General features: G+C 53.5%; 12 protein-coding genes. 10 read left to right on the top strand and 2 right to left on the bottom strand.

From position 1 onward, the window contains the following. Positions 1–102: 102 nt before the first annotated feature. The 7 genes from AC0VXT_RS14200 (at position 103) to AC0VXT_RS14170 (ending at position 5,481) form a co-directional block, all read left to right on the top strand. Positions 103–1,242 carry an ABC transporter substrate-binding protein gene (locus AC0VXT_RS14200; RefSeq protein WP_475545942.1) on the top strand — a complete coding sequence of 380 codons (1,140 nt, stop codon included), beginning with the start codon at positions 103–105 and terminating at the stop codon, positions 1,240–1,242. 79 nt (positions 1,243–1,321) lie between these two features. After that, positions 1,322–2,239, top strand: a complete 918-nt coding sequence (locus AC0VXT_RS14195; RefSeq protein ID WP_181951533.1) for a branched-chain amino acid ABC transporter permease — start codon at positions 1,322–1,324, stop codon at positions 2,237–2,239. A 1-nt stretch (position 2,240) separates the two neighbouring features. Next, positions 2,241–3,227, top strand: a complete 987-nt coding sequence (locus AC0VXT_RS14190; protein WP_022733363.1) for a branched-chain amino acid ABC transporter permease — start codon at positions 2,241–2,243, stop codon at positions 3,225–3,227. Continuing rightward, positions 3,220–3,969, top strand: a complete 750-nt coding sequence (locus AC0VXT_RS14185) for an ABC transporter ATP-binding protein (RefSeq protein ID WP_475545941.1) — start codon at positions 3,220–3,222, stop codon at positions 3,967–3,969. The genes AC0VXT_RS14190 and AC0VXT_RS14185 overlap by 8 nt, the downstream gene beginning before the upstream one ends. Position 3,970: 1 nt before the next feature. Beyond that, entirely contained in the window at positions 3,971–4,660 is a 690-nt protein-coding gene (locus tag AC0VXT_RS14180; protein WP_475545940.1) for an ABC transporter ATP-binding protein, read from the top strand. A 1-nt stretch (position 4,661) separates the two neighbouring features. Continuing rightward, positions 4,662–5,093, top strand: a complete 432-nt coding sequence (locus tag AC0VXT_RS14175; protein ID WP_475545939.1) for an acyl-CoA thioesterase — start codon at positions 4,662–4,664, stop codon at positions 5,091–5,093. Next, on the top strand, positions 5,086–5,481 hold the full coding sequence (locus AC0VXT_RS14170; RefSeq protein WP_475545938.1) for a RidA family protein: 396 nt from the start codon (positions 5,086–5,088) through the stop codon (positions 5,479–5,481). The genes AC0VXT_RS14175 and AC0VXT_RS14170 overlap by 8 nt, the downstream gene beginning before the upstream one ends. Here the strand turns inward: AC0VXT_RS14170 and AC0VXT_RS14165 are convergent. Beyond that, entirely contained in the window at positions 5,367–6,527 is a 1,161-nt protein-coding gene (locus tag AC0VXT_RS14165; protein WP_475545937.1) for a transposase, read from the bottom strand. The genes AC0VXT_RS14170 and AC0VXT_RS14165 overlap by 115 nt on opposite strands. Before the next feature lie 221 nt (positions 6,528–6,748). Between AC0VXT_RS14165 and AC0VXT_RS14160 the strand changes: the two genes are divergently transcribed. Together AC0VXT_RS14160 and AC0VXT_RS14155 are read left to right on the top strand one after the other, a co-directional pair. Next, positions 6,749–8,179 (top strand): sigma-54-dependent transcriptional regulator, encoded by a 1,431-nt coding sequence (locus tag AC0VXT_RS14160; protein WP_102782436.1) that lies wholly within the window; start codon positions 6,749–6,751, stop codon positions 8,177–8,179. Next, positions 8,179–10,185 (top strand): sensor histidine kinase, encoded by a 2,007-nt coding sequence (locus tag AC0VXT_RS14155; protein WP_475545936.1) that lies wholly within the window; start codon positions 8,179–8,181, stop codon positions 10,183–10,185. Before AC0VXT_RS14160 ends, AC0VXT_RS14155 begins: the two co-directional genes overlap by 1 nt. Positions 10,186–10,277: 92 nt before the next feature. On the opposite strand, the gene AC0VXT_RS14150 is transcribed toward AC0VXT_RS14155, so the two are convergent. Then, a complete protein-coding gene (locus AC0VXT_RS14150) occupies positions 10,278–10,700 on the bottom strand; it encodes a VOC family protein (protein WP_475545935.1) in 423 nt (140 codons plus the stop codon). Positions 10,701–11,252: 552 nt separating this feature from the next. On the opposite strand from AC0VXT_RS14150, the gene AC0VXT_RS14145 reads away from it, so the two are divergent. Further along, the gene (locus AC0VXT_RS14145; RefSeq protein WP_475545934.1) at positions 11,253–12,980 is read left to right on the top strand and encodes an OFA family MFS transporter; all 1,728 of its coding nucleotides are present in this window, start codon (positions 11,253–11,255) and stop codon (positions 12,978–12,980) included. Positions 12,981–13,040: the final 60 nt, after the last annotated feature.

Here is a 13,040-nt window from a genome sequence, read left to right as displayed (position 1 = left end):
GGGCAGGCATCAAGTTCGTTAAAACCACGACGCACAAAGACATAAATGTCGTGGGATCAACGTGTTGCTAAACGAATAAAATGTATAAACACGGAGGCTTAAATGAAGGGTATTAAGACAACCATTGCAGCTGTTGCTGCGTTGTTTGTTGCTGGGGCGGCGCAGGCCGATCCGGTAAAGGTAGGCATGATCACCACACTTTCGGGCGGTGGTGCCAGTTTGGGTATTGATGCACGTGACGGCTTTATGCTGGCGGTTAAACAAGCAAACAATTCCGATCTGGAAGTCGTGATCGAAGATGATCAGCGCAAACCGGACGTCGCTGTCCAGCTTGCTGATAAAATGATCCAGCAGGAAAAGGTTGATGTTCTGACCGGTATTATCTGGTCGAACCTTGCCATGGCTGTGGTGCCGTCCGCGGTTGCACAGGACAAATTCTATCTTTCCGTCAATGCGGCACCGTCGCAGTTGGCAGGCAAAGGCTGTAACGCGAACTATTTCAGCGTTTCTTACCAGAATGACAACCTGCACGAAGCAGCCGGTGGCTATGCGTCGAGTGCCGGGTATGAAAACGCCTTTATCCTCGCACCGAACTATCCGGCGGGTAAAGATTCTCTGGCTGGGTTCAAACGCTTCTTCTTTGGCGACATCGCAGGCGAAGTTTACACCAAGCTTGGTCAGACAGATTACGCCGCCGAAATTGCTGAAATCCGTGCGTCGGGTGCTGACAGCGTCTTCTTCTTCCTGCCGGGCGGCATGGGCATTGCGTTCATGAAACAGTATGCTCAGTCGGGTGTGGATATTCCGCTGATCGGTCCGGCATTTTCGATGGATCAGGGCATTCTTGGTGCAGTTGGTGATGCAGCTCTTGGTGTGAAAAACACCTCGAACTGGTCAAAAGACATCGACAATGCGACCAACAAGGCATTCGTCGAAAGCTTCGTTGCTGAATATGACCGTCTGCCGTCGCTCTATGCATCTTATGGTTTTGACACTGCAAACCTGCTGCTTTCAGCAATGGGCAAAGCAAATGTCAATGACAAGGAAGCATTCCGCGATGCTTTGCGGGCGGCTGATTTCAATTCGGTCCGTGGCAAGTTTGTCTTTGGTCCGAACCAGCATCCGATTCAGGACATCTATGTTCGTGAAGTCGTTAAAGAAGGCGACGTTCTGACCAACAAGATCGTTGGCGTTGCCCTTAAAGATCATGCCGATGCCTATGCATCGGAATGCTCGATGTAATCACGGGCTGACAAGTCGGTGGGGGCCGTTGCCCATAACGGTTTACGGCCCCGACCACCTTGTGACGGAGTTTCCAATAATGTTCACTCTTTTCCTGGAGCAGCTGCTAAACGGCCTTCAGTCCGGTGTGATGCTGTTTTTGATGGCATCTGGGCTGACGCTTGTTTTCGGTGTAATGGGGCTGATTAATCTGGCCCATGGCTCGCTCTATATGGTTGGCGCATTTGCTTGTGCAGCGGTTGCGGCATGGACCGGTTCGTTCTGGCTTGGTCTTGTTGCTAGCCTGATGGCGGCGGCCATTGCCGGCGCGCTGGTTGAGATACTGATTATTCGCCGTCTTTATAACCGTGATCACCTTGATCAGGTTCTGGCGACTTTTGCCCTTATTTTGATTTTTTCCGAAGGCACACGCTGGATTTTCGGATCCTTCCCATTGTTTCTAAGCGTTCCCGAGTTTTTGACGGGCACTGTTGTGATGCCCGGTGATTTCCAATATCCGCTGTTCCGTCTTGCGATCATTATTGCCGGTTTTGCCGTGGCGGCGGGATTGTTCCTGCTGATTGGTAAAACCCGTCTTGGTATTCGCATTCGAGCTGGTGAAGCTGATCGCGGCATGATCGCCGCCTTGGGGGTGGATATTGATCGCCTTTATACAATTGTCTTTGCCCTTGGGGCCGCCTTGGCCGGGCTTGCCGGGGCATTTGTAGGGACAACCCAATCGGTTCAGGTCGGCATGGGCGAACCGGTGCTTATTCTGGCATTCGTTGTGATTGTGATTGGTGGGATTGGCTCGATCAAGGGCGCGCTGGTCGGATCCCTTCTTGTTGGCTTTACCGATACGATGGGTCGGTTTTTGTTGCCCCATGCGTTTGCAACCTTTCTTGATCCGGCAAGTGCGACGGCCATTGGGTCCGCCCTTGCATCAATGTTGATTTATATCGTTATGGCGCTGGTTTTGTTCCTGCGGCCAAGCGGTTTGTTCGGGACGGAAGCCTGATATGACCATGAACCGCGAAACCTTTATCAACTGTATCCTTGGTCTGGCGCTGGTGATTGTCCCATTGATTGCGCTGGGCATGGATGAGCCGTTCATCATTACCCTGGCAACCAAGGTGGCGATTTTTGCCATGGCGGGGGTAGGCCTTAACCTTGTGCTTGGCTATGGCGGGCTTGTGTCGTTTGGCCATGCGGCGTTCTTCGGAATTGGCGGCTATGCGGCGGGGATACTTGCCAGCCATGCGCTGAATTACGAACCGATCATGACATGGCCGTTCGAGATCGAAGGCACGACCCAGATGATCATTATCTGGATCGTCGCGCTGCTGGCATCGGCGATTATTGCCTTGGCTATTGGGGCGATTACGCTGCGCACAAGCGGCGTTTACTTCATCATGATCACGCTGGCGTTTGCGCAGATGATCTATTACTTCGCGATTTCCTGGCCTGCATATGGCGGGGAAGACGGCCTGTCGATCTATGTGCGCAACGGGTTCCCGGGGCTCAATACCCTTGATCCGATCAGTTATTTTGCACTCTGTGCCGTGATGCTGGGTCTTGCGATCGCATTTTCGGCCGTTTTGATCCGTTCGCGGTTTGGTCTTGCCCTTCAGGGCGCTCGCCAGAACAGCCAGCGTATGACGGCCGTGGGGATTGCACCGTTTCGCATTCGTCTGGTGGCGTTTGTGATCTCGGCGATGATCACGGCGTTGGCCGGCGCACTTTATGCCGACCTCAACCGTTTTGTGAGCCCGTCGATGATGTCTTGGCATATGTCAGGTGAAATCATGGTGTTTGTCATTCTCGGTGGGGTTGGGCGCTTGTTCGGCCCGCTGGCCGGGGCGGGGCTGTACATTATTCTTGAACATCTGCTTGGCGGGGTTTGGGAATTCTGGCAATTGCCGCTGGGTGTGTTGTTGCTCATCGTGGTTTTGTTCGCGCGCGGTGGCCTTGTCGGTGTTTTGGCGGGGGAACGCAAACATGTCTGATCCCATTCTTTCACTGTCAAACATCACCAAGCAGTTTGGGTCCCTTCTGGCTAGTGACAGCGTAACGCTTGATCTGCGTGCGGGGGAAATCCACGCACTGATCGGGCCGAACGGGGCGGGAAAATCCACCCTGATCAAACAGATCGCGGGCGAGATCAAATCTGATAGCGGTGACATTCATTTTAACGGTCAGCACATTAATGCCTTGGACGCGGTCCAACGGTCGCGCATGGGCCTTGCCAGAACGTTTCAGGTGTCGTCCCTGATGCCGGAGTTCTCGGTTCTGCAGAACGTGATGCTCGCTCGCCAGTCAGTCAGCGGGAAGGTCTTTCGTTTCTTCCGCCCGGTGCTGAGTGACAAGTCGCTTGTAGAACCGGCAATGGCGCAGCTTGAAAGGGTTGGTCTTGCGGATCGTGCGGAAATGCGCGCGGCCGATATTTCACATGGCGAACGTCGTCAGTTGGAAATGGCGGTAGCCCTTGCCCTTGAACCACGTGCATTTCTGTTGGATGAACCGATGGCGGGCATGGGACCAGAGGGCTCCAAACGTCTGACCGGATTCCTTGATGGTTTGCGCGCACAGGCCCCGATCCTTCTGGTCGAACATGACATGGATGCGGTTTTTGCCTTGGCCGACCGGATTTCGGTTCTGGTTTATGGCCGTGTCATTGCGACCGGTACTGTTGATGACATTCGCGGGAATGATGATGTCAAACGTGCCTATCTCGGGGAGGAAGCCTGATATGTCTGCACTTCTCGAACTTAGTGGTGTGACCGCGTTTTACGGCGCATCGCAGGCCTTGTTTGGCATTGATCTGTCGCTGAATGAAGGCGAAGCCGTTGCTCTTATGGGCCGTAACGGCATGGGCAAGACGACCACAATCAAAACCATCTGTCGCATGATGGAACATCGCGATGGGGTAATCCGGTTTGCTGGACAGGACTTGGCAAAAATGCCATCGCACAAAGCGGCCCGCTTGGGGCTAGGTCTGGTGCCCGAAGGCCGCCGATGCTTTGCCCGTTTAACCGTCATGGAAAACCTGATAGCGGCTGCTCGTCCGGGTGAATGGGATTTCTACCGGGTGGCGGGGTTGTTTCCGCGTCTTGCCGAACGGCGTGAGCAAAAGGCGATGACGCTTTCAGGCGGCGAACAGCAAATGTTGGCGATTGGCCGTGCATTGATGACCAATCCTCGTCTTTTGATTTTGGATGAAGCAACCGAGGGGTTGGCGCCGGTGGTCCGTCAGGAAATCTGGGCAGCAATCAATCAGCTTAAGCAATCAGGTCTGACCATTTTGGTGGTGGATAAGTCGCTTAAGGAACTTTCGGGTGTCGCGGATCGCTATGTGATTGTCGAAAAGGGCGTCACGGCCTGGAGCGGTGCGGTCAATGAACTGACCGATGCGCTTGCTGACCGGTATTTGGGGATCTGATATGGCGGTATTTACCTATCGGCAAAAGGTCCTGTTTCAGCATTGTGATCCAGCCGGGATTGTCTTTTACCCCCGCTATTTCGAGATGGTGAATGCCACGGTCGAAGAATGGTTCGATGTCGTGATTGGCTGCGGTTTTCCAACCATGCACGGGCCGATGCAGGTGGCGGTTCCAACCGCGGGGCTCAGCATTGCCTTTACCGCACCAAGCATGCTTGGTGATGTGCTTGAGTTTCGTCTGACACCACTTCGGATCGGACGGTCTAGCTTGGAGCTGGAAATAACCGCGCATTCAGGCGACGAGCAACGCCTGAAAACAACGCTCACACTGGTGTTTACGAAAAGAGGCGCCGGAAAGTCAGTGGCATGGCCCGATGATTTGCGTGCCAAAATCGAAAAAGAAATCAATCAAGTGGTAGAAAAAAATGCATAAAATCGTTCAGCCAGATGGATGGAAAGAGCCCAAGGGATACGCAAACGGTGTGTTGGCAGAAGGTGCCACGTTGTATATCGGAGGACAGATTGGCTGGAACGCTGATCAGGTTTTCGTTGCCAAGGATTTCGTCGGTCAGATGGAGCAGGCACTGATCAATATTCTGGCCGTTCTGGAAGCAGGTGGGGGCAGTCCGGAGCATCTGACGCGATTGACATGGTATGTCACCGACAAACAGGAATATCTCGCCAAACAGCGCGAAGTCGGCCAGGCCTATCGCCGCGTCCTTGGCAAGAATTTCCCGGCGATGACCATGGTTGTGGTCAGTGCATTGGTCGAAGACGAAGCCATGATCGAGATCGAAGCAACCGCTGTGATCCCGAAGTAAACCGCACGTCGAACGCCATACGATAGATCGCAAAGGGCAGCATTATGAGGATGGGGAACAAAAGCGGTGATGCCATCTTCGTCACAGGCCGCGATCTGCTCTGCATCGGCATAGCCCGCATCGGCCAGAATATCTATCTTTGTGCGCTCAAGCACGTCCTTTGCTGCTTTGGCGACCCGATGCAATTCATTCTGGTCCGATGTCGCCTGTGTCACTTCATGATGAGCGATCAGCCCGTGGGCATCATCGACCGCAGACTGAAGATTGTAGCCGACAATCCGGCCTTTGCCTGATCGCATGATCCGGGCATCCCCATCTCCGATAACCACCTGTGTCTGTCCCATCTCGTCCATCAGAAGCACCGACTGGGCCAGATCGGCTTTCTGCGCGCGCAACTTTGCAAGGGTTGCACGCACATCACCTGTTTTACCTCCTGTGCCGCCCGGGACGTCCGACGGGGTGTCCGACGGGCCATCCGTAGCATTCTGGCTATGGTCAATGGCGTCCATCTCTGCGAGATAGTCCGATATTTGCCGGTCAATATCGGCGATCCGCTTTTGAAGCTGTGACTTCGTCCAGACTTTTTGCGGACTGGTATCTGCCTGGAATTTCGATCCGTCCACGGCCAGGCACTGACCCGCGATCAGCCCTTCCCCGCGCAGAAACAGCACAAGACTGCGACAAACCCGGCCTATCCCCTCCCGGTTCGTTCGGCGGAAATCGGCAATCGTCTTGAAATCAGGGGCCAAACGGTCCAGCAGCCACAAAAGTTCGATATTGCGGTGGCATTCGCGTTCCAGCCCCCGGCTCGAACGCAAACGGTTCAGATAGCCATACAGATACAATTTCAGAAGAACGCAAGGATGATAGCCCGGACGACCTGTCGCCTTTGGCTGCACCCGGACAAAACCCAGTGCCTGTAGATCAAGGGCCAAGACAAAGGCATCAATCACCCGCACCCCATTGTCATCGGCAACAAGATCATCAAGCCGGTCCGGGAAAAGTGTTCCCTGTTCGCGACTGGTTCCTTCGATAAAGCCTGACATAAAAAAAACTGCCCGAAATTCATCCTCCGGGCAGTTTCTCAAATCAGACAACGCTTGGGAATCCTGTTTTCACACAGGCTCATTATGCTGCCCTTTTGACGTTTTGCGGATTCCTGATGTTTTTGGTTGACCCTCAATCATTGCCATCAACGGTTTTGCTTTTCCATCGTTGCTGATCTAAGCTTTTAAAAAACAAAAATAAGTATCAGCGGAGGACCATCATGAGATCGACCGCATTGGATGAGGCCAATGGCGTAAAACCGCCTGTTGGGAATGATGATAGTTTTGGCGGCCCGGGTCCGGAATTTGGCCCGTGGCTGGAAAAGGCATCGATACTGGTTGTCGATGACGAACCGGGCATGCGCAATTTTCTGGTGCGCACTCTTGGCCCACGCGCCAAACGGGTTGAAGAGGCCGCCGATTGCGAAGAAGCAACCAAAAAGCTTGATCAGCATCATTTTGATGTGGTGATCCTTGATAACATCATGCCGGGCAAAAGCGGTGTCGAGTGGCTGACCGAGCAGCGCGAAATTGGCTTTTTCTCTGATGCCATCCTGATGACGGCCTATGCTGATCTTGATACCGCGATTAAGGCGTTGCGGGCGGGGGCTGTTGATTTTGTCCTGAAGCCATTTCGCTCCAACCAGATTTTAAACGCGGTGGCGCGGTGTCTTGATCGCATGCGGTTGCGCCGTGAAAACCATGTTCTGCGTCATGAATTACGCGCAACGTCCGATCATGTGTTGCTGCGTGATAGGCTGATTGGCTATTCCCCGCAAATTCAGGAAATCCGCGAAACCATTGCCCGTGTTGCACCCTTGCCAACGTCAATCCTGATTTCCGGGCAAAGTGGTACTGGTAAGGAAGTCACCGCGCGCTCCTTGCATGCATTATCCGACCGGGCGGAAAAGCCGTTCGTGCCGATTAACTGTGCGGCCATTCCGTCCGAGATGATTGAGGCCGAACTGTTTGGTCATGTAAAAGGTGCCTTTACCGGCGCGCACTCCGCCCGTGACGGGCTTTTCATGCATGCGCAGGGCGGGACATTGTTTTTGGATGAAGTCGGCGAACTGTCACTGGCCACCCAAAGCAAACTTTTGCGCGCGATTGAAAGCCGCCGTATCCGCCCCGTGGGGGCGGAACGCGAAGCGCCGGTCGATTTGCGCTTTGTCTTTGCCACCAATGCGGATTTGGAAGAAGAAGTCGAAGCAGGCCGTTTTCGTGCCGATTTGTTTTACCGCATCAATGTCATGCATATCGAGATGCCGCCGCTTCATGATCGCGGCGATGATGTGCTTGAACTTGCCAATCTGTTTATGACCAAGCTGTCCAAGCAGCTTGGTGTGCGTCAGGTGCCCATGGATGGGGCGGTTCGCGCGGGATTGACCCGCTATGGCTGGCCGGGGAACGTGCGTGAATTGCGCAACCTGATTGAACGAACCCTCATCCTTGGACGGTTCCCCGATGAGTTTCGTGACGAACGCGCCGATCAGGGATCACAAGCGGACGGCGACGAGACACTTGATGAAATGGAGCGCCGTCACATTCTGGCGATGCTGCATAAAACCGGGGGTAATCGCAACGAAGCGTCGCGGCGTCTTGGTGTGTCGCGCAAGACCATTGATCGTAAATGTGCCAGCTGGGATCTGTGATGAAGCTGTTTGGCCGGTCGATCTCGCCGCGACCAAAACGCACAAGATCGGTTCGCTTTAAGCTTTTGGCGATCGCACTTTTGCCGACACTGGTCATCTTGCCACTGTTGCTTGGCGTGATGATGGTGCGCTGGAATTCAAAGTTTGATGCGCTTCTGACCTCCAAGGTCAGTGGTGATCTGACGATTGCCCATCAATATTTTAGCCATATTCTCGATAATACCGGCGAACAGATACAGTCGCTGGGGCAGTCGGTTGCCTTTCGCACGGTTTTGATGTCGGGTAACCCGGATGCGGTAAATGATTTGCTCGTCAGCCATCAGGAGAACCTTGGGCTTGATTTCCTCTATCTGATTGATGGTGATAACATCGGGCCAGATACTGACACCGACGTTCATTGGCCGGTGATTGCATCGGCCTTTGCCGGCAGGGCGTCAACCAGTATCGATATTTTCAGTAATGCCGACCTTGATGCGATCTCCCCGGATTTGGCTGCACGTGCACGGCTTGATCTGGTTGAGACGCCAAATGCCGTGCCGACCACCCGCAATGCCGAAACGCGGGGCATGGTGGTTCACTCGGCAAGTCACGTCAGTTTGCCAAGCGGCAGGGACGGGGCACTGGTCGGCGGTATTTTGCTTAATCAGAATTTGGGCTTTATCGATACGATCAACGACCTTGTCTATCGCCAAAGCAGCCTGCCCGAAGGCAGCCAAGGCACAGCCACCCTTTTCCTTGATGATGTCCGGGTCAGCACAAATGTTCGCCTGTTTGCCGAGCGCCGTGCGTTGGGGACGCGGGTATCGAGTATCGTGCGCAAAACCGTACTTGAAGATGGCAAAGTCTGGCTGGATCGGGCCTTTGTCGTCAATGACTGGTATATTTCAGCCTATGAGCCGATCAAAGATAGTTTCGGCAAGCGGGTAGGGATGCTTTATGTCGGTTTTCTTGAAGCCCCCTTTGCCCAGACCAAATATGAAAGCCTTCTGATCATCATCGGGGCGTTTTTGTTTGTCGCGGCCCTGTCGGTTCCGATCTTCCTGCGCTGGGCGCGCGGTATTTTCAAGCCACTTGAACGGATGACCAATACGATTAACCGGGTTGAAAGTGGTGATTTTTCTGCCCGTACCGGTCTTAATCAGGTGCAGGATGAAATTTCACTGGTAGCCGAGCATCTTGATGATTTGCTTGATCAGGTGCAGGAACGCGACAAACGTTTGCGGGCCTGGAATGATCAGCTCAACGCACGGGTCGATGCGCGCACCAGTGAACTTCGCGAAGCCAACCGGCAACTGGAAAGTACGACCAAACAGCTCATTATGTCCGAAAAATTGGCGGCCATTGGCGAAATTACTGCTGGTGTCGCGCATGAAATCAACAATCCGGTCGCGGTTCTTCAAGGTAATCTGGATGTATTGCGCGACCTTTTGGGTGAGCACGCGCGTATCGCCGATACCGAACTGCGATTGATTGACGAGCAGGTCAACCGCATCAACCTGATTGTCACCAAGCTTCTGCAGTTCGCCAAGCCTGAGGAATATGCAGGCTATGTCGAACGACATATCGTCGGAGAGGTGATTGATGATTGCCTGCCCCTTGTTCAACATCTGCTGAGCAAGGCCGATATTGATGTGGCCCGCCAAAGCACGGCTGCCCGTCTGGTGTTGATGAACCGAACCGAGTTGCAACAGGTTCTGGTCAATCTAATGGTCAATGCCCTGCATGCCATGCCTGAGCAGGGGGTGCTTACTCTTATCGACGAAGATGTCGATCATCATGGGAAACCCGGTATCCAGATCACGGTGCGCGATACCGGAACCGGCATGGATGCAGAGGTATTGAACCGGATTTTCGATCCGTTCTATACGACAAAACGTCGCGAAGGGACCGGACTTGGGTTATCCATTAGCAAGACGCTGATTGATCGCCAAGGCGGTCACATGCGCGTTGAAAGTGTACCTGGTACAGGCACCACATTTACCGTGTGGCTGCCCGAGGCGGACTAAGGTCACGGGCGGATACCTGACAACAGGCCCGGAAAGTATCCGCGAAAAATGCACGGCGATATTCCGGACCTGTTGTCGGATTGCGGCTCTGTTTAAAGGCCAAACGTCACATGGCCGTGTTCATCAATAGTCCAAGCCGTATTCCATGCGATTTCCCATGCGTGACCGTCTGGATCCGCGACATATCCCCTAAAGCCACCATGCACGGGCGGATCTGCGGGTCGCAGCATCTTGCCACCGGCATTGATCAATCGTTGCATCAGGGGCTCTACATCTTCCTTGCGGGCTACATTGTGTGCCAATGCATGGGCCGAAGCCAATCCATCCGAAGGACGGTTCATGTCCTTCATCAGGGCTTTTTCAAGCCAGGTGCCCAGAACAAACCCATTCATTTGGTAGAATATGATTTCTTTGTTCTCAAAAACAGGCGACCAGCCAAACCCGTCGATATAAAAACGACGTGAACGCGTGAGGTCTGCTATGCCAAGGGTTATGACGGAAATCTGTTGTTGCATGTCCAATCCTTTCTGTTGGCATACGTACCTTGCGTACGCCTTGAAAGTCTTGGGCCGTTAATTTGCAACGGAAGGACCCGCTGTCGCGGGGGCCGGGCTAACCGCACCGAACCTAACCTGTTTCAGACAATCACATCTATATCAGAGCAGATCCAAGAAGGCAAAATTCCTGACCTCAAAACTTTTGGGGGATTAGTCCCGTCGAAAGGCCGGTTTGTTCTTCTCTTATGTCCCTGATTTATCGTGCGAAGAGCTCATTTTTGAGCACTAGCTCGTAGCGCATGCTTTGGGCGAAAATGCTGCAAATGCGAGTGGACATTTTGTCCGTTTAGAGTTTTTCCAGGTTGGAATGTTTGGACATTTTGTCCATATGCGTGCGCTGCAATATGGCGGGTTGGTGTCGAAAACTGACAGAGAATCAACCAAAACGGGTAATGGCATGACAATTGCCACGTTGAGAATTCGGGGTCTAACCGCGTTTGCCCTGCACCATCAGGTGAAACTGCATGGTCCGGGCAAGAAAAAGTCATACTACCGGGAGGAAACAACTTCATGTTTGATCGGCTGAAAAAAGAACATATCGTCGCTGGTGACGATTTCAACCGCTGGAAGGTGCCACCGGCATCTATCGCCATCCATCTGTGCATCGGCTCTGTCTATGCCTGGAGTATCTTTAACCCGGCCCTGATCAAGGAATTTGGTGTGGTCGCGGCAAGCTCCGGTGACTGGGGCCTGCAATCCGTCGTATGGATTTTCTCTGTTGCGATCGTAAGTCTTGGTCTTGCTGCTGCATTTGGGGGCAAGTGGCTTGAAGAAGTTGGTCCGCGCATGGTCGGCGTTGTCGCCGCATTCTGCTGGGGCGGTGGTTTCATCGTTGGCGGACTTGGGATTGCCTCCCACCAATTGTGGCTGGTTTATCTTGGATATGGTGTGATTGGCGGGGCCGGACTTGGGCTCGGTTATGTTTCGCCGGTTTCAACCCTGATCCGCTGGTTCCCTGATCGGCGTGGCATGGCGACCGGCATGGCGATCATGGGCTTTGGCGGTGGTGCGATGATCGCAACCCCGATCAAGGAAAGCCTGCTGGCTGCTTTCTATCAGGTGCCGCAATATCTTGGTGCTGAAAGTGCTGTTAACCTTGTTACCGAAGGTGGCAAGCGCATGGCAGAAGTCGGCGGCCAGATGGTCGAAGTCGTTGTCGCTGGTGCCGCGCAGGTCGCAGCCGCCCCGGTTCCGATCGAAGAGGGCGTTTATGTCGCTGGCACGGGTAACACTGGTGCTGCAGGAACGTTCTTTACCCTTGGTATTGCCTACTTCATCGTCATGTTGATCGCGTCGTTCTCTTACCGCGTTCCACGTGAAGGCTGGTTGCCAGCCGGTTGGACGCCACCGACTGCCGATGCTGCGTCCAAACGCATGATCACGCAGAAAAATGTTCACATTGATCAGGCGCTTAAAACCCCGCAATTCTATCTGATCTGGATTGTGCTGTGCTTTAACGTGACCGCAGGCATCGGGGTGATTGGCGTTGCCAAAACCATGATGTTTGAAATCTTTGGCTCGACTTTGCCTCTGATTGTCAATTCGGCTTTTGCCGCAACATATGTGTTTATGATTTCGGTCTTTAACATGTGTGGCCGGTTCTTCTGGGCGTCTATCTCGGATTATATCGGGCGTAAGAACACCTATTACTGCTTTGTCATTCTTGGGATCATTCTGTATCTGTCGATCCCGTATTCTGCACAGCAGGTCAGCGTCAATCCGGCTGTCACATATCTCGTGATGTTCTATGCCGCGACCATGATCATCTTCACGATGTATGGCGGTGGCTTTGCAACTATCCCGGCGTATCTTGCCGATATCTTTGGCACCAAATATGTCGGTGGCATCCATGGCCGTCTTCTGACTGCCTGGAGTACTGCTGGTGTGCTCGGTCCGCTGGCCATTACCCAGTTGCGTCAAACCTCGGTCACCAATTCGATCAAGGATCTGGCCGCCAAGATTGATCCGGCGGCCTTCCAGGCCAAATTCGGTGCAGGTCTTGAACAGCTTGACCAATTGGTTGCGGCGAAAACCGTTACGATTGGTCGTCTGATGGAAATCGCACCGGCTGGAACGGTCAACCCAACCTCAAGTCTGTATAACACCACCATGTATGCCATGGCGGCTCTGTTGGGGATTGCCTTGATCGCCAACAAAATGATCCGTCCGATTGATGACAAGCATTACATGGAAACACAGGAAAGCGGTTCAGGCGCAAAAGCAGCGTCCGAAGCGTAATCAGGCCCCAGGAACCGACCACCGTACCCGTGGTCGGTTCCGTCGGGTTGGCGTTCTGTC

Source organism: Thalassospira sp. Z349TD_5, from assembly GCF_056173045.1.
Note: the sequence above shows the minus strand (reverse complement) of the source record. Positions and strands in the feature narration are given on the sequence as shown.